Here is a 21304-nt window from a genome sequence, read left to right as displayed (position 1 = left end):
GAAGACGGTCGATATCGTCCCGAACGGGACAAAGCTGACCGATGTCACACAGTACACACAAACGGTGAATTTACACCTCTTGACGGGACACTACCACCTGCGACAAGGGTGTAGAGACATGCCGAAAGTGCGCCCGTGAAAAAGAGCGTGCGGAATTTGCAGCGGTAGACCCAACCGACGTCTGACGGCGTATAGCCGAAGTGGCGGAGAATGCCCATGTCTTTTCGAGCCCGGCGAAGGTCATTCCGAAAGAAAAGCCAGACGCCGGCGTACGTGCCCGCCGCCACGAGCACGGTAAACACCAAGGCCATCCAGCCGGACGTCTGCAGTGTCGACGAGAGTTGTTGGAACGCCCGAAAGGTGTACTCGGTGTCGTAGCCGTGATCGGCGAGGGCCCGCGCAACCCGATCCACGTCCGCTACATGGGGGACTTCAACCACCACGCTCTCGACCGGTTGAATGCCCAGATCCTGTCCCTGTGTAAACGCACGGACCAAAACGGAGTACGGCCTTTGATACGCGGTTTCCAGGATGCGGCGGTAGGTGTCAAAGGAGACAAAGAGCGGACGACCGAGCGCGCTCGCCGCCGTGACGTCCGGTTTCAGGGAGAGCAGCGGGGCTTCTTGCGTGATCTGGGCGGTATTCGGGAGCGTCAAGTTCACACGGCGATCGCTCTCGTAGCCGCCTTCCGTCACACGAATCACCGGAACTTGCAAAACCAGCGGTCTTGCCGTCGGCGAAACAACGTAACCCGTGTCATTCCTCATGGTTGTAAGCCCCAGCAGGAGCGCGCCACCGGGATCCACGGACTCCACCCAGTTCGTGTGGCCTGTCGAATCCAAAATGCCAAAGTTGACTTGGTATAGATTCCACACCCGTGCGTGGGCACTGGGCAGAGATCGCGCAAGAATCCGTTCGATTTGTTCACGATCCCGAAATTGCACGTGCCTTGGAAGCGTTTGATGTTCTGACGTTTGCGTATCCACCAAGACGATGTGAACAGTAGGATTGGAGAGAAACTGTCGTTTCACATCGAACGCCATGCGCAGGGTGTACAAGCCCAAGGTTGAGAGCACGAGCAAAGCGACGAACAGCGTCGCCGCCGCAATGCGGAACTGAACGCGCGTCTTGCGTCTCAACATGCGCGCGACTTCGCGGAGAGGCGTTGCATCATTCCGCATACAGGACACCTCCCTGTAGACGAAGCCGCTCGGGGTGGAGCATGTCAGGCACCGGGGCATGACTGCAGATGATGCAGGTCTTGTTTGCGCACTCGCACGCCAAGAGTTCCCAGATGCGATGAGCGCTGACGTCGTCCAAGTTGGAGGTCGGCTCGTCAAAGAGAAGAACGTCGGCACGCGGGAAAAGAGCTAGGACAAGTTGCAAGCGCCTGCGCTCTCCGCCCGACAACGCTTGGACCTGGACCTGTTCCATGCCTTCCAGGCCACAGCATTGCAAAAGTTGCTCTGCACGTGCTACCCAGCCTTCCTCCAGACGCCTTGCCATCGCCTTGAGCCGAAGATGATCCCAGAGCGTGAGGTTCGAGAAAAGAAGAAAGTCCTGTGGCGCGTATTCCATGCTTAATCCGCTCGCGACGTGCACCATTCCGGCGGTTGGCTGCTCATAGCCTGCCACGACCTGCAGAAGCGTCGTCTTGCCCGCCCCGCTCGGCCCGGAGATGGCATACACCTTTCCACGCTCGAAGGTGACATGGATCTCCTTGAGAATGTCGCGTCCACCGTAGCGCTTCACCACGCCCTGCATCGTGATCACGATGGATTCTCCTCTGCTCCGCGGGCATCACCCCATCTGACGGTCTCGACGTGCCCGTCGCAATCCAACTGAACGCCGTTTGCCGTCCACTCGAATCCTTCGACCGAAGTGGCGCCACCGAGATGCCGACCATCTGAAAGTTGATTCACATCCGCGCGTGTGGTAAGAGACTTCGGGTCGTCGTCAAACTGAACGAGAACGCCCTGCGGCGTGAGGACGTTCACCGCTCCCACCGGAAGACGGATGGTATCGAACACAAACTGATGATCGACCACTTTGACGAGTTTCCCCTCGTACACGAGCAGGGGATCGTCCGTCCAATGCGTCGACACGAGTTGAGGCTCCGCATTGAAGTTCGCGGCAGGCAATCGGTAGAGCCAAACTGCGCGATCCGGCCTGAGCACCGTGAAGTACAGCGTGGATCCCGCAAGTGCGCCTTGTACGATGGCGCCTTCTACATGAGCAAAAGCCTGCAGCGTTCTCGTCGCCGGATCCCATCTCACGATGTGCCGCCACGCCTCACTGCCGTCATCGCGGTAATGGACGAGGAGAAAGAACGCGTTTTGCCCGTCCGCTGCAAGCGGGAAAATGGCATCGTGTGCTGCATCAGGAAGGGTGTAAACGGTGACCGCCCTGCCATTCTGAAGCTGCACGATGGAAAAGTGATTGGTGAGGCTGTTGCCGACGGTGTACAGATCAGAAAGCGTGTTGAAGTTGTAGACAAACTCGTTCGATACGTTGGTCCAGCTGACTGCCATCTTCTTTTTCGCGTCATAGAGCACGAAGCGCTGGTCCACAGGGTCGTCGATCACGCGCTCGTCGGCGCTCGCAGGCCCTGGGATGATGACGGCGTTCGCTGGCCTCGGTGGAGTGCCGCAAGCCGTCACCAGACACAGCGCGGCGCAGGCCGTGACTGCCGTGGCCCAACGTGCCTTCCGTGCGCTTGAGCACAGCATGATTCACACTCCTGAGGTCATCGGGTACGGCTTCGGTCTCACGGTCGCAGAATCCACCGGGGTCCACTGCGACGACAGCGCCGTACAGATCGCCCAATCGGGTTTCGAAGCTCGAGGACGAGTGTACCAGAACTATCCGAGGAATATGGCTAGCATTTTGCTAGCAATAGGCGCTTCGATCATGGAATGGCGAGAAAAAATGCGTAAACTTGAGAGGAACCCACTCCATTGGGTGTTCAGGAGTGTGAATCCATGCGGATCATCTTATGTACAGACGATACATGTCTCGTCCGCATGCTCTCGGTCATCCTCGAAGCATGCGATTTGCGCATCTGCAGAACCGTCGAGCGCGCGACAGCCATCTCGCTGGCGTCTTCAGAGGACATTTTCATAGACGGGATCGCGTCTTGCAGTGAGGCCTTTTGGGCCATGGTGGCGTCATCGCCTCGTGCCAACCGGCACTACGTCATGATCAGGTCACCACTGACCGAAAACGATTGGATGTACGCGCGCTCGCTGGGACTCTCAGGCTTTCTCACGGATCCACTTGTAGCCCTTCAGACGTTCATCGGAGGTGACCTGGAGACCTTTGTGCGGCGTTTCAGCGTTCCTGAGGGATTTCCGTCTCTGCCCATCGCATCTGTCAACGTCGGCCGCGGCGTGCGTTATAAATGCGGCGAACAGTGCCTGATGATTGGACATCGCCGCGTTCCGCTCTCGCAAATGGAGTCAAGACTCTTGGAACTCTTTCTCGACCACGAGGGAGAGGTCTTGACTCGGGGCGCGATCGCGAACGCTCTGTGGGAAGGACACGTCAATCCGAAAGGCATTGCGAAACTCGTGTCAAGGCTTCGGCAAAAACTCGGTCCCGCGGGGGATCTCGTGCAAGGCAGGCGACAAGGTGGATACGTGTATCGCCGCGTGACAGAGCTCTAGCCCCACTCGAGCCCTGCTCGAATCACCCTGTTGCGCCATCTGGCGTGTGCCGTGTGATGAGATGCGGCGGCCGGAGAACGCGGCTAGGCCAGGTCGCCCGCCTTTGACACGGAGTTTCGTCACTGCGCCTCGTCCTAAGATGGACACGGGCCCAAGATCACGGGCCCACCCTATCTCATGGTGACGCCCCCTTGCAGGAGGCTTTCTTCATCACCTCATTGGCAACAACCACCTCTGTACCTGCCAGCCCGACGGAACAAAACAAGGTCATGTCGTCTTGGTCCTGTCTCCCAGCTCGTTTCCCAACGACGATGTCAGCGAGTTGCACAATCCGTTCTTCATCGGGCGTACCGACCAAAAAGTGCGGAATTGCATATGCCTTTAACTGTTCTATCGAGTCGGTCGCAATCACTGAACTACGTGACGCGATTTCCGTTGGCACCTCATGCGCTTGTATGGATTTCGGACCGACAGTGTTGACGTGTACGCCAGGCTCAATCCACGCCGCATCGAACACGGGCTTACCGCTATTGGTGGCGCAAATGACGATATCGGCTCCCTGTATGCAACTTTTTGGAGAATCGACAGCCACAATCTCGATGTCCAGCTTTTTCGCCATTTGTGCCGCAAACGCCTCCCGATGCTCGCGATTTCGACTGAACACTCGAACGAGCTTGATCTTTCTGACGGTCACCGCAGCCTCCAACTGCATTCGCGCCTGCAAGCCCGCTCCGATCACGGCGATTTGTTCAGCATCCGTGCGAGCCATGGTTTTGATTGCGACCCCACCGATTGCCCCCGTACGAAGAGCACCAAGCAAGTTGCCAATCACGACACCCTTAAACACCCCTGTATCTGAATCAAACACACAAACCAGCTGCTGATGCCCATCCCATTCGTTCGCAAAGGTGTCGTACACACGAAAACCTATGACCTTTTCCGTGGCTGTGGCGGCACCTGCCGTAAACACCAAGTCGCCCTGCTTCGTTTCCACGCGAAAACGCGGCGGTGAAACAAGCCCTCCGTTTGCCTGCTCGATAAACGCGCGTTCGACAGCGTTCACTATCGATTGCATGGAAGCCAGCGCCTCAACGTCCTGGTCTGTAAGGACATGATACAAGGGAGTCACCGTCCCGACGCGAAAGTAGCCTTTCTTTCAATGATCTCATTTCTTCTAGAATTCCAAGCGCTTCCGTGCTCTTCTACCACTCTATCTCTTCGGGGTAATCCACCACCAAGCTGATATCCTCAACTGGACAATTGTGCTCCCGCGCCATCGCTCTAACTTCCTCTTCGATTTGGCGATACTCCTTGCCTTGCTCTACCATGCGCTTAACAATGGTTGACAAAACCTTCGCCCGCTCCTCCCTATCCGCAATTCTCAGATACCGAATGTTGAGCAAATCCAGATACTGCGATATGTATCCATCCATCCATCCATACAGAATCCTTATGCATCAGATTCATGATGCGCTTGAAAGATGCCTCTGTCACGACTTCCCTCAGACAACTCATCACCAAGGACTGAAACAGTCGCGCGGTCGCAATGTGTGCATCCCATTGAACGCGCTTGTCCAACAGAGGGATAGGAGCGGTTCTTGCCTGTTTTTTGGCGTAAAGGCGGATAAAGTCGTTCAGGGCAATGGTGACGAAAAGCGCTTCGGGATAGTAGATTTGGCACGCATAATAGAGATTTTTCTCTGGAGCAATGAGCCCCAAGAATTTCATTCTGTCCTCGTCCATGCCGTTCGGAACGAACTCGATTTCCCGATCTCCTTGGAATGCGTGTCGGATATCATACATGAGACCAAGCACCCGAAGCCGCGCACCTTCATAGTCTCCGTACTCTCCTTCATCGCCGATGATGGCAAGGAGAGACCTGTATAAGGTGTCCAGATCAGGGTAATCCCCAGATATCGAGATGCCAGCGAGTTTAGGGGTATTCTTGATGGTCAGCATGAGTGTTCACCGCCCAGTTGACAGGGTCAGGATGACGTAGAGCGGAAAATACAGGGGCACAGATTGAAAGTCATTGAAGCGATCAGCCGTTCGACACCGTTGGTGGTGCGTAAGCGCCGCCGATATCGCTCAGGTAAGACCAAAACAGCGGTTACATCATCAAACCCATTCTCCAACGCCTGCATCGCCTTCGGTGCCTTCTCTGCGTAAGCCTCGACAAACGCATCTTTGAGCAACCGTGCAGTCTTCAGGTCAGGCGCATCCAGAACCGCGCGAACCTGTTGGTAGACCTCCTCCTGCAACGCCTTGGGTGTGGCGTCCAAGAGATTGCGCATGAAGTGGGTCTGGCACCGTTGCCACGTGCAGCCCTGAAATTCGGTCTGAAGTGCCTTGACGAGTCCGCTGTGACTGTCGGACACGACGATGTCGACACCGCTCAAACAATGAGGCTTTGTGAGACGATGTACACGAGGACTTGTCGTTCTAATGGCTTGCTTTCACTCTTAAACGATGAGAAAACAGAGGATAAAGTGTAGTGTGGATTAACGTCCATAACATTTCCAACGCGAAATAAGCCATCGCCAAACTTGATACTGTAAAAATCCCACGCAGCAATTTTTCACCGATAAATTTACGTGACCATGCGACCAACACCGAAATACCTATACACCACGCAAAAGCTCCAACAGAAAAACCAAGGAACAAGAACAATAGCTTGTCGATCAATGGCATGCTTGCGATATGTGTGGCAAACCCACCACCAATACCACCCCAGAACGCAATGCCAAACGGGTTAGCTAACGAAAAAATGATTCCCGTAATAAAGTCCCGCTGTTCCTTCTTACTGCTGTCCAATTTCAAATCAATTGACTTGCGGGCGTCCAGGAATGACAACCATGCCATTCTAAGCAAAAAGGTTACCCCTGCAATGCCCAAAATAATCTGTACAGGTACAAAATGAAATACAAGTGCAACTCCCGTCAAACCAATGATTGCCCACATCAAATCCCCTAATAAGGCTCCAAGTTGCACCAAAAACGTTGCGGCAAAACCTCTCTGTAATCCCCTACGTAATGCTTCGGTGTTCACTGCTCCAGGAGCCGCACTGTAAACAAAGCCAAGTACACATGCTGTGATAAGTAAAGCAATCATCTCTATACCCCTTTCTCAGCAACGATAGCGGAAGAACACCGTCTCCCCCTTAACTGTTTACGTTTGCTGGGCACCAAGGACGGTCAAGGTCATGTCGACTGGCACCCGCTCATCTCGACTTTGCCAGCGAAACGGCAGGGCGATAGGGTTTGTGAAATAAGGAATGGTCCAATTTATCCATCCGTGGGCCCACCTTGGTTCAGCACTTGATTCTCACTGGGGCAGGTGTTGATTTGAAATTGCAGAGCTTGTTCTTTGACTCCCTACCCCCGCTTCATCGCCACCACGCACTCGACATGAGACGTCTGCGGAAACATGTCGAAGGGCCGGATCGACGTCACACAAAATCCGCGCGCCATGAGCAGGCGCAGATCGCGCTCCAGCGTGGCGGGATTGCACGACACATACACCAGCCGATCCACGTTCGCTTCGGCCGCCGCCTCAATCGCGGCTCGATCGACCCCCTTGCGAGGCGGATCGAACACCAACACGTCGGCCCGGTTTCCTTGCGCGACGTGGCGAGGCAGCCAGCGCTCGACGCGATCGACGACAAACTCGGCGTTCTGGAGGTTGTTCAACTTGGCGTTCACCCGCGCATCGGCGATGGCGTCGTCGACCTCTTCGATGCCCACCGCTCGCGCCGCGCGCCTCGCCAGGAGCAGGGTCATCACCCCCACGCCGCAGTACGCGTCGATCACGACGTCCGTCTCCCGGACTTGGGCGGCGTGAACCACGTGCTGGTACAGGCGTTCGGCCATGTCCGCCTGAACCTGCAAAAACGATCGCGGCGACCAACGCACGCGCAGGTCGCAGAGGCGCTCTTCGAGGTGGCTCGCGCCTTTCATCACGTCGATGCTGTCTCCCCAAACGGGGCCGTGGGCGCGCGGCTGAACGGTCACCGAGACCTGCGCAACGTGCGGAGCATGGAAGCGGCCGACGGAACGCTTCACGCGCGGATCGTCGTCGGTCACGGCGAAGACCACCGCGAGATCGCCCGTCGCGCGCGATTGCCGCACAATGACGTGGTGCACAAACTGCGCGGTCGACCCGAGCGACGTGAGAAACCAGCGGGCGCGGCGGAGCACATCGTCCATCTCTGCGGACACGAGCAGGCAGGTCTCCGTCACCGCCATCTCGTGCGACCCGAGCGCAAAGAAGCCCATCTCCACGCGCTCCGCGGCCTCGTTCCATCGCACGGGCATCTGGACCTGATTGCGATAGCGATACGGCGCCCGTGAAGCCTCTATGGGCTGGACGACGCCGTCCTCGAGCCCCAGCCGCGCGGCCATTCGCCGGATCCGGGCCTCTTTCCACGCCGCCTGCGCCTCGTACGCCATGTGCTGCACCTGGCAGCCCCCGCACCGGGTGAACACGGGACAGCGCGGCTCCACGCGATCCGGCCCGTCGCTCATGCGCTCCACGAGCCGGGCGCGCGCGAATCGCTTTTCGACTTGTTCAATCCGCACGCGTGCGCGCTCTCCCGGCAAGAGAAACGGGATGAACACCGTCATCCCGTGAATTGAGGCCACACCATCGCCGTCGTCGTTTTGGCGGATCGCCTCCACCTCGTATGCCTCGCCCGCCGCGATCGGCGGCGATCCGGTGCTCGCCATCTGAAACATCCCCTCCGCTCAGAGGCTGTTGATCTTTTCAATGAGCATCTCGTTGACCAGCGTCGGATTCGCCTTGCCGCGCGTCGCCTTCATCACCTGACCCACGAGCGCGGCGAGAGCCCGTTCCTTGCCGCCCTTGTAGTCCGCCACCGACTTCGGATTGTTCGCCACCACCTCGTCGATGATCGGCTGAAGCTTTGCGGGATCGCTGATTTGCTCGAAGCCCTTCTCCTTGATGATCTCGGCTGCGCTCTTCCCTGTCTCCCACATCAGCTTGAACACTTCGCGCGCCTGCTTCGACGAGATTTTGCCGCTCGCCACCTCGCCGATGAGACCCGCCAGATGCGCGGGCTGAATGGGGCACTCTGCGAACGTCTTGCCCTCGGCATTCAAGGCGCCGGACACGTCGCTCATGACCCAGTTCGAGGCCTGCTTGGCGTCCGCTCCTTCGGCGATCACGGCCTCATAATACGCGGCCATCCGAGGATCCGAGGTCAGGACGCCGGCGTCGTACGACGGCAGCCCGAGCTCCTCCTCGTACCGGCGGCGCTTGGCCGTCGGCAATTCGGGGAGCGAAGCCCGGATCCGCTCGAGCCACGCGTCGTCGATGTCGAGATCGACCAGATCCGGCTCGGGGAAGTAGCGGTAGTCGTGGGCCTCCTCCTTGGTGCGCATCGACACGGTCGTCTGCGTGGCCTCGTCGAAGCGGCGCGTCTCCTGGATGACAGGTTCGCCGCTCTCATACCGCTCGCGCTGCCGCTCCACCTCGTATTCGAGCGCGCGCTGCACAAAGCGGAACGAGTTCATGTTCTTCAGCTCGACCTTGTTGCCAAACGTCGACGATCCGGCCGGCCGCAGCGAGATGTTGGCGTCGCAGCGAAGCGATCCTTCCTCCATCTTGCAGTCCGACACGTCGCAGTACTCCATGATGCTCTTCAGCGCCTCGAGATAGAGCCGCGCCTCCTCCGGCGAGCGAATGTCGGGCTCCGAGACAATCTCGATGAGCGGCACGCCCGTGCGGTTGTAGTCGACAAGCGTGTGCGATCCGTCCGGCGCATGCATCGACTTGCCCGCGTCCTCCTCCAGGTGGAGGCGCGTGATGCCAATGCGCTTCGTCTCGCCGTTCACCTCGATTTCGATATACCCATGTTCGCCGATGGGCTTGTCGTACTGCGAAATCTGATAGCCCTTCGGCAGGTCGGGGTAAAAGTAGTTTTTGCGATCGAACTTGGACTTCTGATTGATCTTGCAGTTCAGCGCCAGCGCCGCCTTGACCGCGAGCTCCAACGCGCGCTCGTTCAACACCGGCAAGGTGCCGGGGTGGCCGAGGCAGATGGGGCACACGTTCGTGTTGGGCTCCGACTTGCTGTCGTTGCGGCAGCCGCAAAAGATCTTGGTGTCCGTCTTCAGCTCGACGTGCACCTCGAGCCCGATGACCGTCTCGTAGTTCATTCTGCCACCCCCAGCACCGGTTTCGGCCACGCGAAATCGCGCACCTGCTCGTACGCGTGCGCCACGCGCAAAATCGTGGCCTCATCGAACGGCTTGCCGATGATCTGCAGCCCCACAGGAAGGCCATCCGCAAAGCCGCACGGCACGCTGGCCCCCGGCAGACCCGCGAGATTGGCCGGAATGGTGTAGATGTCGTTTAAGTACATCTGCAGCGGATTATCGAGCTTCTCGCCAATCTTGAACGCCGTCGTCGGCGCGGTCGGCGTGACGATCACGTCGCACGCCTCGAACGCGCGCTCGTAATCCTGCCGAATGAGCGTCCGCATCTGCTGCGCGCGCTTGTAGTACGCGTCATAGTACCCGGACGACAGGGCATACGTGCCGATGATGATACGGCGCTTGACCTCCATGCCGAAGCCTTCGCTGCGCGACTTCTCGTACATCTCGATCAGGCTCGAGGCCTCCGCGCGCCGCCCATACCGGACGCCGTCATAACGCGCCAGGTTGGACGAAGCCTCCGCCGGGGCGATGAGGTAATACGTCGCCACGGCGTACTCCATGTGCGGCAGTTCAACTTCGACGACTTCCGCCCCCTCGGCCTCCAGCTGCCGAATGGCGCGATCGACCGCGTCCTTCACGCCGGGCTCCAGGCCATCCTCCGGCAGGTGGCGCACGATGCCCACCCGCAGCCCCTTGACGCCCTGGTCGATCCCGTCCGCGAAATTCGGCACCGGATGACGGCTCGAGGTGGAATCGAGCGGATCATGCCCGCAGATGGCGTTCAGCACCAGCGCCGCGTCCTCTGCCGTCCGCGTGAAGGGCCCGATTTGGTCGAGCGACGAGGCAAACGCGATGAGCCCGTAGCGGGACACGCGGCCGTACGTCGGCTTCAGCCCAAAGCAACCTGTAAACGCGGCCGGTTGGCGAATCGACCCGCCGGTATCCGAGCCGAGCGCAAACGGCACCAACCCCGCCGCCACCGCCGCGGCCGATCCGCCGCTCGATCCGCCCGGCACCCGGTCTTCGCCGTACGGGTTCGCCGTCTTTTGAAACGCGGACGTCTCCGTGGACGAACCCATGGCGAACTCGTCCATGTTGGTCTTGCCCACCATGACCGCGGCGGCCTGGTTCAGCTTGTCGATCACCGTCGCGTTGTAGGGCGGTATGTAATTCTCGAGAATGCGAGACGCGGCCGTGGTCCGCACGCCTCGGGTGACGATGTTGTCCTTCGCGGCATACGGAACGCCGCGAAGCGGTGCCCGCTCGTACATCTTGGCGCGATCGATCCGATCCGCCGCGGCGAGCGCCTGCTCCTCATCCACGAGCAAGAACGCCTTGAGCCGCTCGTCGACTTCCCGAATCGCCCGGAGGGACGTCTCGACCCAGTCGCGCGCGCGGGTCTCTCCCGCCGCGAGAGATTGGAGTATGTCTTTGACCGTCGGCACCTTCACGCGCCGCCGCCTCCTTCCAGCACCGCGGGAACGCGCACCATGCACTGATCTTGATCGGGAGCGTTGCGGAGCGCCTCATCCCGGGCCAAACTCTCGCGCGGCACATCGGCGCGCACGACATTCGCCTCGTGGAACGGATGACTGGTCGGTTCAACGCCGTCCATCGGCACACTTTGCAATTGTGCGGCATACTCGAGAATGTCGTTCAACTGGGGAACGAGCTGCGCGAGTTCTTGAGGGTCCAGCCACAATCGCGCCAGTTTGGCGACGTGGCTCACCGTCTCATCGGTGATCTTCAACGAGCATCCTCCTTTTTCAGGAAGCCATCGATAGGAAAGGGGCTTGCCAGACAAAGTTCCTTCCGGGATTATAGCACAGGCCTCGTGGACATGCCGCCCCGACCAGGTCGCCGCGTGACCCCGTTGCCGCCTGGACCAGGCGCCTAGGAAACCGCTTCTCTTCAGTCGCTTCAGTCATGTCCGGAATCGGGATCTCATAGACATAGAGCGAATGGACGGACCACACTTCAGGGAGGGGCCTATGACCTTGTCCATGCACGATCTTTTTGTCACCCTCGCCGTCGTGATCCCCGCTTCGTTTATCGCCGGGCGCTATTCGAACCGAATTGCGTTTTTCCACGCGCGCACCGAGCAAAAGCTCACGGTCCAGGAGTTTCTTCATTCGCGGGACTGAGCCGCGGGCTGCGCCAGGCTCCAGTCCGCGCAACAGGGCCACCTCGTCCTATGTGACGAGGTGGCCTCTTTCCTTCTCGGCCGTGTCTTTGATTCTACTTTCGCTGTTCTGTGCGAGACGCGCGCGGTTCACGCGAGCCTTGCCTCACGCGTTCTCCGCGTTCAGCATGGTCAGGATGGGATCATCCGACGCTTCGTCGTGAATGGCCGTGATGCTCACACCGAGGACCTGCGGCACGTAGGACGGATTGTACATGGGGTTATTCGCGAGTTCCACCCAGGCGTTTTCAAACGTATAGAGGCCGTTTTGAATCTGGATTTCCATCTCGGCGTCGAGCAACTTTTGGCCGTCCATGGTGTCGAACCGCTGAGGCAGGAGCGACACGTACATGGTGCCCGGTGTCGCCGGCATTTTGCTCTTCTTCGTGCCGATAGACGGCAGATCCGCCTGAACCTGGCCTGTGGTGGTGACGATGACGTGGTGCGTGCCGGGCTCGGCCTTGAACCCGTGCCCCAGTGCCTGATTCGGCGGCTGCACGAAAATCTCGCCATGGTACGAGGGAGAAATGTTGAGCTCGAGCGAAGCGCCGCCACTGGCCACGGCCGCGGACTGTTTCAAAGCTCTGGTGAACTGCGCATTGAATGCAGACACAGACTCACCGTACGTATCCAAGAAGGCCTGGTTGGGATTTTCGGATTCGAGGTGATGGACCAGCGTTTGAATCGACGATTTGCCATAGTGCGCGATGAGATAGCAAACCGCCAGCCAGTCCTGGAGTTCATAATCGTAGGTCTCCTGTCCCGAGAGAATCGCCGCTTCGCTCCCGGTCAGAGGGACGAGCTGATTCGATTGAACCACCTGGAGGATGTTCTCCGCATCCTGTTTCTCGTCGCTCTCAAAATCCACGGGATTTTCGATGGCCTTTTGGCCGTTCATACCCATGTAGACCGCCATGCCCTCGTTCATCCAACTCGGGATGTTGGCGATGTGCTGATTGATATCGACGTGGGTCAGTTCGTGCGTGAGGACATTGGCGAGGTCCACGTCCGTGGGGTTTTGAAACAAGGGAATGACGACGGTACTGCCGAGGGTGAATCCGTTCGAATCCTGGGACAGGCTCGATGCATCCCCCGCCGACACGCCGAGCTGGCGGAGTTCCGCCTGATAGTCCGCCGCATTTTTCACCAAGACGATGGTCGCGGTGTGATTCATGCGAACGCCCAAGAAGTCGCGAATTCGCTGCACAGCATTCACGCGATTGAGAAGGTTCTGGATATGCGTGACTTCTGAAGCCGGGATGCCCGTGCCGTATGTCACGATTTTCACGGCAGGGCCGAAGAAAAACGGGAACGAAAAGTGAACGCCCTGCGGTTCCGACGACGGCGATGCCGTATCGACTCGCACCTGTTTGCTTCGATGTTCGATTGACGCGGCTTGCTGGTGAACAACGCCGATATCGCCTGCCGGACGCCACGCCACACCTATGGTCTCGAGTGCCAAGAGACCTGCCACCGCGAGCCCGCTCATCCACCGACTGCGCATGTTTCAATCACCCTGTCAACATCTCGAAGTGTCGACCTATGTAAGCGATTGCCGACCCAATCCGCCTTCGCTGCGATTATTGTGGCAGCGGAAAACCTGAATCGTCAATATGAATTTTCGCGCGACATCGCGACAGATCGCGCACATGCACATGGCAAACGCACCCACTTGATGCGGCACAAACACATCCACAGGCCGAGCATAGCGGATCTTCATTACAGGGCCATGACAGCGGCGATACAATTTAATTCTGCAATAAGTTTTCTTTTATCGATTCAATGTCGAATTTGTATTTCCCTTATAAGCAAATGCGCGTCATGCTAAAGGTGCCGGGGCAATCACAGGGCGCTTGGCCCACCCAAGCGCGGACGCGCCCAGGGCGGTTTTGCCGATGTCCGCGGCGGCCCTCATCGGGAAACCGCCCGCACGACCCGTGGTTGTCTCAGGCGAGGAGGCAGGCGCTTCCATCGCACGAGCGCGGCCATCCGTGAGCGGGAGACCGGATGGCCGCGGCGCGGCGAAAGGCAGCATGTCGGGGACGAACACCGCAACCCATCCTCAACCTTGGGCTGGCATCCGGCCAGCCCGCTTTTTTGTTCTCGGCATGCCGTGCCTCGACGCTTCGGCATCCCGTCAGACGAGCCCCGCTTCTTCGACAACCCGCATAAACGCGGCCTCGTCCCAGATTTCCAACTTCGCATCGGGGTGGTTCTGCAAAATTTCCTTCGCCTTGGCGAGCTTCGACCCCGCCTTCTCGCCCGCGATGAGCACGTCCGTCTTTGCGCTCACGCTCGACGCGACTTTTCCGCCCATCCGCTCGATCCATTCCGTCGCCTGCTTCCGGTCCGCCGCCTGAAGCACGCCGGTCAGCACGACCGTCTTGCCCGCCAGCGGGCCGTCCGCCGCCTTTTGCGGGCCGTGGTACACCATGTTGACGCCGAGTTCCTTCAGTTCTTGGATGAGCTGTTGCACGCGCGGCGTCGCGAAGTACTGGCGGATGCTCTGCGCGACCTTCGGGCCGATGTCGGGGATGGCCATGAGTTCTTCTTCCCCTGCGGCCATCAGCGCATCCATGGAGCCAAAGTGCTCCGCCAAGGTCTTCGCCGCCTTCTCACCGACGTGCCGGATGCCAAGGCCAAACAGAAGGCGCTCGAGGGAGTTCCGCTTGCTCTCCTGGATGTTGTGCAGCAACTTGTCCGCCAACTTATCCCCCATCCGCTCGAGTTGGACGAGATCGGCCTTGCGCAAGCGGTACAAATCCGCGTGGGTGCGCACGAGTCCGCGCTCCAGGAGCACCGTGATCCACTGCTCGCCAAGCCCCTCGATGTCCATGGCGTCGCGCGAGCAGAAGTGGATGAGCCCCTCGCGCAAAAGCGCCGGACAATCCGGGTTGATGCAGCGCCACGCCACCTCGCCGTCCAGTCGCACCAACCGGGAGCCGCACTGCGGGCACGACTCCGGCATGCGGAATTCGGGCAACGGTTCCGTGCGGCGCTCGGGCAGCGACCGAATGACTTCCGGAATGATGTCCCCCGCCTTCTGCACGACGATCACGTCGCCGACGCGGATGTCCTTCTCATGCACCAGGTCCTCGTTGTGCAGCGACGCTCGCGACACCGTCGTGCCGGCGAGCTGGACGGGATCGAACACAGCTGTGGGGGTGACCACGCCGGTGCGGCCCACGTTCAGCTCGATGGCGCGAAGCGTCGTCTCCGCCTGCTCGGCCGCGTACTTGTACGCGATGGCCCAGCGCGGGCTCTTCGCCGTGGCGCCCAGGCGCGACTGAAGCTGCAGAGCGTCCACCTTCACCACCATGCCGTCGGTGGCGTACGGCAGGTCGTGGCGCTTGTCCCCCCACGCCTCGATGTAGGCGATCACGTCCTCGATATTCGCGCACACGTGCCTCTCGCGGTGCGCGGGCAACCCGAGGCGCTCCACGTAGTCGAGCGCCTGGCTGTGCGTCTCGCAGCCGTGCGCCTCCGCGCGCACCAGCTGGTAGACGATCACGCCGAGCCTGCGGCTGGCCGCCACGGCGGGATCGAGCTGGCGCAGCGATCCGGCGGCCGCATTGCGCGGGTTGGCAAACAGGGGTTCTCCCTGTTGCTCGCGCAGCTCGTTGAGCCGGAGGAATTCCCGCTTGGGCATGTACGCCTCGCCGCGGACTTCGAGCGAGACGGGTTCGGAGAGCTCGAGGGGCACGTTGCGGATGGTGCGGATGTTGGCCGTGATGTCTTCGCCGACGGCGCCGTCTCCGCGCGTCGCGCCGAGCACGAGTCGGCCGTCCTCGTACCGCAAGGACACGGCCAGCCCGTCGATCTTCAGCTCACACACATAGCGGATGTCGTCGCCCACCGCCTGCCGCACGCGCCGGTCCCAATCGAGCAAGTCTTCGGTGGAATACGCGTTTGCGAGCGACAACATGGGCACCTCGTGCACCACTTTGGCAAACCCGGCCATCGCCGGGGCGCCCACGCGCTGCGTGGGCGAGGCGGGATCGACGAGTTCCGGATACTTTCGCTCGAGCTCGATGAGATCGCGCATGAGCGCGTCCCACTCGGCGTCGGAGATCTCCGGGTTGTCCTCGAGGTAGTACTTCCGGTTGTGGTACTCAATCTGCTCCCGGAGCACCTTGGCGCGCGTCCGCGCTTCTTCCAGGGACAAGGCCGACTTGGCGTCCACGACACGCATCACACTCCCGACCATGGCTGTGGTGATGTTCCCGATTTGCAGCGACTTGGATGGACGTCCGGCACCGCTTCGAAAGCGCGCATCGAACATCCGGCCGCGCTCCAACCCTCTCAGTCTGACGGCTTACGAATCCACCTTGTGGATCGGCGCGAACTTCGCGAAGAGCCGCTTCTCGCCGATGGGATCCGCGAATCGAACGACGAGCTCCAGCGATTCTCCCTCTCCCGACTTGGCCACGATCACGCCGCGCCCCCATTTTCGGTGCTCGACGAGATCGCCCGGTTCATACGGCACCGAGAGATCTGCGCCGAACGAGCGAGGCACGCTGAGCCGCCCGCCGGTTGGGGCGTCGGCGAGCGCATGGACGTTCGCCCGCACATCGGCCTCGGCCTCGCGCCAGCTGCTGCGCCGGAAGGACGTGTCGTCTCCCGCCCGCTCGATGTCTGATGCGGGCATCTCGGCGAGGAACCGGGAAGGCGTGAAGGCCCTGCGCTCCCCAAACAGCATGCGCGAATGGCACGTGGTCAAGTAAAGCCGCTCCATGGCGCGCGTGATGCCGACGTAGCAGAGCCGGCGCTCCTCTTCGAGCTCCTCGCCCCCGTCGAACGCGCGCCGATGCGGGAAGACGCCCTCCTCGAGGCCGACGAGAAATACGACGGGAAACTCCAGGCCCTTCGCGGCGTGGAGCGTCATCATGGAGACCTCATCGCCCTCCTCGCCGCCCGCGGGGCGCCCGCCCGGCAGATCGGCGTCCGACACGAGGGCCACCTGCGTGAGGAACTGTTCCAGCGCTCCGGCGTCGCCCTCAACGCCGTTCTCATCAAATTCGCGCGTGAGCGACAGAAATTCGTCGAGGTTCTCAAGCCGCGCTTCGGCCTCGAGGCTGCGCTCGGCGCGCAGGGCCTCGCGATAGCCGGACTTGTCGAGGACCTCGTCGGCGAGGTCTGTCAGCGGCAAAAAGGCGCGCTGGAGCTGGAGCGTCTGAATCAGCTCCACGAACGACTGAAGGGCCGAGGCCGCCTTCTTGGAGATGCCCGCCTCAGCCGCGTGAAGCGCCGCGTCGAAGAGGGACGTGCCCGCTGTGCGCGCGTACGCCGCGAGCTTCTCGAGCGTCGTCTCGCCGATGCCGCGCTTGGGCACATTGACCACGCGCAGGAACGAGACGTCGTCGTTGGGATTGGCGATGAGCCGCAGGTACGCCAAGACGTCCTTCACTTCGCGCCGCTCGTAGAAGCGAAGGCCGCCGTAGATGCGGTAGGGAATGCCGCGCTGCAGGAACACTTCCTCCAGGACGCGCGACTGGGCGTTGGTGCGGTACAGAATGGCCACGTCCCGATAGCGGCGCCCCTCGGTGGTCAACTTCTGGATTTCGCTCGCGACGAGGTCAGCCTCGACCCGTTCATCCGGCGCCACAAACAGCTTCGCCATCTCGCCTTCGCCGCGATCCGTCCACAGGTTTTTCTCGAGCCTCAGTTGGTTGTGCTGAATGACCTGGTTGGCGATGCGCAGAATGCGCCCTGTCGAGCGGTAGTTTTGCTCCAGCCGGATGACGCGCGCATCCGGATAATCACGCTGGAATTCGAGGATATTGCGAATGTCCGCCCCCCGCCAGCCGTAGATGGACTGGTCGGAGTCGCCGACGACGCACAGGTTTCGCCGCCTGTCGGCGAGCAGCTTCACCAGGACGTACTGCGCATGGTTGGTATCCTGGTACTCATCGACATGAATATGGCTAAAGCGGTGTTGATAATACGAGAGAACGTCGGGCACTTTGCGGAAGAGTTCCACCGTCTTCACGAGGAGATCGTCAAAGTCGAGCGCCTGGTTTTCCCGCAGCCGCTTCTCGTAGGCGAGATACACGTCCCCCACCATCTTGTCGTACGGCGATCCGGCGAGATCCAGCGCCTTTTCCGCCGAGCGCAGCTCGTTCTTGTGCTGGCTGATGGCATGGAGGACCGCCCGGGGCTCAAACTTGCGGACGTCGATATTCATCTCCTGCATCAGCCGCCTGACGAGCGACACCTGATCCGCGGCGTCCAGCACGGTGAAGGCGGACGTGTAGCCCAGGTGATGAATCTCGCGGCGCAGAATTCGCGCGCACATCGCGTGAAAGGTCGACGTCCAGATGTCGGCCGCCGCAGGACCCACCAGGCGCTCAATGCGCGCCTCCATCTCCCGCGCCGCCTTGTTGGTGAACGTGATGGCGAGAATGGCCCATGGCGGCACGCGGCGCTCGGCGATGAGATATGCGATCCGCCGCGTGAGCACGCTCGTCTTGCCGCTGCCCGCGCCCGCAATGACGAGCACCGGGCCGTCCGTCGCCGTGACCGCCTCGCGCTGTCTGTCGTTCAGCCCCTCGAGAATGCCGCTCGCTTCCGCCGTGGCCACCATCCATCACCCTTTACACGCACCATTGTGTTACTGTCAGTATAGCAGGTCTGTCCAACGAATGCGATCACGTGTTCGTATCCATGTCAAGAGGAGCCGTGATGGGATGCCGTCTCCGCCCGTTCGTATCGAAGTGGTTCGCCCGCGCTCTGCGGCAGACAAGCGTTGGCTCGCCGAACTGTGGGCCCGAGCGTGGGGCGGCGATGTGATGGTCTCGAGAGGCCAAATCCACCGGCTGCAAGACGCCGAAGCCTTTTTGGCCATCGGGGATGGCGCGTATCTTGGCGCCGCCACGTTCATCCTGGAAGACGAAGCGTGCGAACTCCTGAGCCTCAACAGCCTGACGGAAGGCATGGGCGTGGGAACGCGCTTGCTGCAGGCGGTGGAACATGCGGCCGAACAGGCGGGCGCACGGTACGTGACCCTCATCACATCGAACGATAACCTGAAGGCCATGCGGTTTTATCTGCGGCGCGGCTACCGGTTTCACGCCGTGCACGTCGGCGCCATCGACGAGGCGAGGAAGCAGAAGCCGTCGATTCCGCTCGTGGGCCTGGAATGTATCCCGCTCCACGACGAGATCGAGCTGCGCAAAGTGTGGTCGACGTGATCCCCAAGACGTCACGTGGCACGCGGACTTTGCCACTCATGCGCCAACATGCTGTACACCGCGTGATCCACGTAGTGGTCGTACAACCACTCGGCCTGCCGTTTGAAGCCCTCGTACGTGAACCCAAGCCGCTCCGCGACGGCCCGGCTTTTGCGGTTGCCTGTCGCGGCGCGGATCTCCACGCGCATGAGCCCGTAGTCGCGAAACAGGATGTCGATCACGGCCTGGCAAGCCCTCGTCATGATGCCCTTTCCCTGATACCGCTCGCCGAGCCAATAGCCAAGAGACGTCGCTCGATTGGCCCAATCGATGAAGTGCAATCCCAACACGCCTGCGATCTCGCCCTGGTACCACAGGCCAATTTCCGCCCCGTCCTGGTTGGCGTATCGCTTGAGACCCGACAGAATAAAGGCCCGCGTGTCCGCCGAACTTTGGTTGTCGTCCAGAAACGGAAGCCACTCGCGCAGATAGGCGCGCGATTCGTCCAGCAGGCGGTACAAATCCTCCGCATCTCTGGGCTCCAAAAGCCGCAAGCAGAGAGAATCGTCGATCCGCTGGCAAAACATCGCTCTCCTCCTCGGCCTCAACAGGTATGCCACCTAAGATTCTGTAGGAGAGCGAAAAGTCCTTCCCGACCACTTGGCAAAAATGCTTCTTGACGCGTGACGTTCACTCTGATATATTGATTGCTGTCCGCTCGAGGGATGCTTCGAGTCGCCCCATCCGACGGCGGAATGTAGCTCAGGTGGTAGAGCGCACGGTTCGGGACCGTGAGGTCGCAGGTTCGAGTCCTGTCATTCCGACCAAAAAGCCACGCACGCGATGTGCGTGGCTTTTTTCGTGTCGTGCGCTTCAAGACAGGCGTCCGCGTGCGGACTTGATTTGATCGCCTGAAGGATTTCTCTGGCGGACCCCGAATTCTTTGGCGTGTAAAACATTCTGAGCCCACGAGGAGGGGTTCGCCTTGCGCCTTCAAGATCGCATCGCCGTCATCACAGGTGCCGCATCCGGCATGGGACGTGCCATGGCCATGCTTTTCGCCGAAGAGGGCGCGCAGGTGCTCGCCGCCGACATCGACGCCCAGGGTCTCGACGGTGTGGCGCAGGCCATTCGCGAAATGGGCGGGCGCGTGGAGACCTTGGTCGCCAACATGGCCTCTGCCGACGATGTGAACGCGATGATCGACCGCGCGGTGGAGCAATTTGGCGGGATCGACATTCTGGTCAACAATGCGGGCATCATGGACGGCATGAAAGCCGCGCACGAGGTCACAGACGACCTCTGGGAACGCGTGTTTTCCGTCAACGTCACGGGGCCCATGCGCGCCATTCGCCGGGCGCTGCCCGTCATGATGGAGAAGAAGCGCGGCGCCATCGTGAACATCGCGTCCGTGGGAGGCCTGTTTGGCTCGCGAGCTGGCGCGGCGTACACGGCCTCCAAGCACGCCATCGTCGGACTGACCAAAAACGTCGCCTACCAGTACGCACGCTTCGGCATTCGCTGCAACGCCATCGCCCCGGGCGGCGTGGAGACCAATATCATGGGCTCAAGTCCTCAGGTCGATCCGGCCTCGCTCGGGGTCCAAGCGGCCATGGCGGGCATGGCCATCAACCCGCGCACCGGCAAGCCGGACGAGATCGCACGCGCGGCGCTGTTTCTCGCCTCCGACGAGGCGAGTTTCATCAACGGCGCCATTCTCGTCGCGGATGCGGGCTGGACCGCGTACTGACCGAGCGCACGCGCGGCGAACGGGGCGCCGCATGTGCGCCCCGTCACGCCTCCACCTGGATGTTGTGCGCAAGCGTCTCGTTCGGCGAACGCAGCACCAACCCGCTGAGCGGCACATAATCCAAGACGAGCGGCCCACCTTCGCCGAGAAGCGCCTGCGTCGCATCGTCCACGCGCACGTCGTAGCCAAGCGACACCGCAAGAGGCGGCGCGCCGTCGGCGATCATGTGAATATCGATCTGGCACGCGCAGCTCACGTGCGACTCGATGTCGGCTTCCAAGCGAAGCCGGCTGCCCTCCGGAACGCCCATCGCCACCAGCCGCGATTTCGCCGCATCCGTCACCCGAACCTCCACAGCCATT

The 21304-nt window shown here is 60.6% G+C and carries 20 protein-coding genes, 1 tRNA gene and 1 pseudogene; 5 read left to right on the top strand and 17 right to left on the bottom strand.

All coding sequences use genetic code 11. The features are described 5' to 3' along the window. Positions 1-44 precede the first annotated feature (44 nt). From BW934_RS11935 to BW934_RS11925, 3 genes are read right to left on the bottom strand one after another with little or no spacing between them, the layout of a single operon-like run. Positions 45-1181: an FtsX-like permease family protein gene (locus tag BW934_RS11935; protein ID WP_076348379.1), complete on the bottom strand. Its 1137-nt coding sequence runs from the start codon at positions 1179-1181 to the stop codon at positions 45-47. Continuing rightward, a complete protein-coding gene (locus BW934_RS11930; protein WP_200805755.1) occupies positions 1171-1764 on the bottom strand; it encodes an ATP-binding cassette domain-containing protein in 594 nt (197 codons plus the stop codon). The genes BW934_RS11935 and BW934_RS11930 overlap by 11 nt, the downstream gene beginning before the upstream one ends. A 5-nt stretch (positions 1765-1769) precedes the next feature. Beyond that, entirely contained in the window at positions 1770-2729 is a 960-nt protein-coding gene (locus BW934_RS11925) for a hypothetical protein (protein WP_076348375.1), read from the bottom strand. A gap of 252 nt (positions 2730-2981) precedes the next feature. Here BW934_RS11925 and BW934_RS11920 point away from each other — a divergent pair, with 252 nt between their 5' ends. Then, positions 2982-3665, top strand: coding sequence for a winged helix-turn-helix domain-containing protein (locus tag BW934_RS11920; protein ID WP_076348373.1), 684 nt, complete (start codon positions 2982-2984; stop codon positions 3663-3665). Between the two features lie 175 nt (positions 3666-3840). On the opposite strand, the gene BW934_RS11915 is transcribed toward BW934_RS11920, so the two are convergent. From BW934_RS11915 to gatC, 9 genes and pseudogenes are all read right to left on the bottom strand, one after another. Then, the gene (locus BW934_RS11915; RefSeq protein WP_076348371.1) at positions 3841-4794 is read right to left on the bottom strand and encodes an ornithine cyclodeaminase family protein; all 954 of its coding nucleotides are present in this window, start codon (positions 4792-4794) and stop codon (positions 3841-3843) included. Positions 4795-4867: 73 nt separating this feature from the next. Further along, on the bottom strand, positions 4868-5098 hold the full coding sequence (locus tag BW934_RS15495; RefSeq protein WP_407639961.1) for a DUF6904 family protein: 231 nt from the start codon (positions 5096-5098) through the stop codon (positions 4868-4870). Beyond that, complete coding sequence (locus BW934_RS11910) at positions 5034-5624, bottom strand: DUF6904 family protein (RefSeq protein WP_084182594.1); 591 nt, start codon at positions 5622-5624, stop codon at positions 5034-5036. The genes BW934_RS15495 and BW934_RS11910 overlap by 65 nt, the downstream gene beginning before the upstream one ends. An 80-nt stretch (positions 5625-5704) precedes the next feature. Continuing rightward, positions 5705-6064: pseudogene (locus BW934_RS11905) on the bottom strand (transposase); the annotation flags it as partial. A 43-nt stretch (positions 6065-6107) separates the two neighbouring features. Continuing rightward, entirely contained in the window at positions 6108-6776 is a 669-nt protein-coding gene (locus BW934_RS11900) for a LysE family transporter (RefSeq protein WP_076348369.1), read from the bottom strand. A 263-nt stretch (positions 6777-7039) separates the two neighbouring features. Beyond that, the gene (gene rlmD, locus BW934_RS11895; protein WP_076348367.1) at positions 7040-8389 is read right to left on the bottom strand and encodes a 23S rRNA (uracil(1939)-C(5))-methyltransferase RlmD; all 1350 of its coding nucleotides are present in this window, start codon (positions 8387-8389) and stop codon (positions 7040-7042) included. Positions 8390-8407: 18 nt separating this feature from the next. After that, positions 8408-9841, bottom strand: a complete 1434-nt coding sequence (gene gatB / locus BW934_RS11890) for an Asp-tRNA(Asn)/Glu-tRNA(Gln) amidotransferase subunit GatB (protein ID WP_076348365.1) — start codon at positions 9839-9841, stop codon at positions 8408-8410. Then, positions 9838-11292, bottom strand: a complete 1455-nt coding sequence (gene gatA / locus BW934_RS11885) for an Asp-tRNA(Asn)/Glu-tRNA(Gln) amidotransferase subunit GatA (RefSeq protein ID WP_076348363.1) — start codon at positions 11290-11292, stop codon at positions 9838-9840. Before gatA ends, gatB begins: the two co-directional genes overlap by 4 nt. Further along, entirely contained in the window at positions 11289-11591 is a 303-nt protein-coding gene (gene gatC / locus BW934_RS11880; protein ID WP_076348361.1) for an Asp-tRNA(Asn)/Glu-tRNA(Gln) amidotransferase subunit GatC, read from the bottom strand. The genes gatA and gatC overlap by 4 nt, the downstream gene beginning before the upstream one ends. A gap of 241 nt (positions 11592-11832) precedes the next feature. Here gatC and BW934_RS15105 point away from each other — a divergent pair, with 241 nt between their 5' ends. Beyond that, a complete protein-coding gene (locus BW934_RS15105; RefSeq protein ID WP_200805753.1) occupies positions 11833-11985 on the top strand; it encodes a hypothetical protein in 153 nt (50 codons plus the stop codon). A gap of 144 nt (positions 11986-12129) precedes the next feature. Here BW934_RS15105 and BW934_RS11875 read toward each other — a convergent pair whose 3' ends face one another. The 3 genes from BW934_RS11875 to pcrA form a co-directional block, all read right to left on the bottom strand. Next, positions 12130-13527: a gluzincin family metallopeptidase gene (locus tag BW934_RS11875; RefSeq protein ID WP_234969763.1), complete on the bottom strand. Its 1398-nt coding sequence runs from the start codon at positions 13525-13527 to the stop codon at positions 12130-12132. Between the two features lie 633 nt (positions 13528-14160). After that, on the bottom strand, positions 14161-16215 hold the full coding sequence (gene ligA / locus BW934_RS11865) for an NAD-dependent DNA ligase LigA (RefSeq protein ID WP_076348403.1): 2055 nt from the start codon (positions 16213-16215) through the stop codon (positions 14161-14163). 123 nt (positions 16216-16338) lie between these two features. Continuing rightward, positions 16339-18606 carry a DNA helicase PcrA gene (gene pcrA / locus BW934_RS11860; RefSeq protein WP_076348357.1) on the bottom strand — a complete coding sequence of 756 codons (2268 nt, stop codon included), beginning with the start codon at positions 18604-18606 and terminating at the stop codon, positions 16339-16341. A gap of 103 nt (positions 18607-18709) precedes the next feature. Between pcrA and BW934_RS11855 the strand changes: the two genes are divergently transcribed. Next, on the top strand, positions 18710-19213 hold the full coding sequence (locus BW934_RS11855) for a GNAT family N-acetyltransferase (RefSeq protein ID WP_076348355.1): 504 nt from the start codon (positions 18710-18712) through the stop codon (positions 19211-19213). 11 nt (positions 19214-19224) lie between these two features. Here the strand turns inward: BW934_RS11855 and BW934_RS11850 are convergent, their stop codons facing one another. Continuing rightward, complete coding sequence (locus BW934_RS11850; RefSeq protein WP_076348353.1) at positions 19225-19779, bottom strand: GNAT family N-acetyltransferase; 555 nt, start codon at positions 19777-19779, stop codon at positions 19225-19227. A 164-nt stretch (positions 19780-19943) separates the two neighbouring features. On the opposite strand from BW934_RS11850, the gene BW934_RS11845 reads away from it, so the two are divergent. Continuing rightward, positions 19944-20019: transfer RNA gene (locus tag BW934_RS11845), tRNA-Pro, on the top strand. A gap of 158 nt (positions 20020-20177) precedes the next feature. Beyond that, positions 20178-20942 (top strand): SDR family oxidoreductase, encoded by a 765-nt coding sequence (locus BW934_RS11840; protein WP_076348351.1) that lies wholly within the window; start codon positions 20178-20180, stop codon positions 20940-20942. A 43-nt stretch (positions 20943-20985) separates the two neighbouring features. Here the strand turns inward: BW934_RS11840 and BW934_RS11835 are convergent, their stop codons facing one another. Beyond that, entirely contained in the window at positions 20986-21303 is a 318-nt protein-coding gene (locus BW934_RS11835; protein WP_234969761.1) for an iron-sulfur cluster biosynthesis family protein, read from the bottom strand. Position 21304: the final 1 nt, after the last annotated feature.

Origin of the sequence: Alicyclobacillus vulcanalis (assembly GCF_900156755.1) — a bacterium.
GTDB classification, from domain to species: Bacteria; Bacillota; Bacilli; order Alicyclobacillales; family Alicyclobacillaceae; genus Alicyclobacillus; species Alicyclobacillus vulcanalis.
Note: the sequence above shows the minus strand (reverse complement) of the source record. Positions and strands in the feature narration are given on the sequence as shown.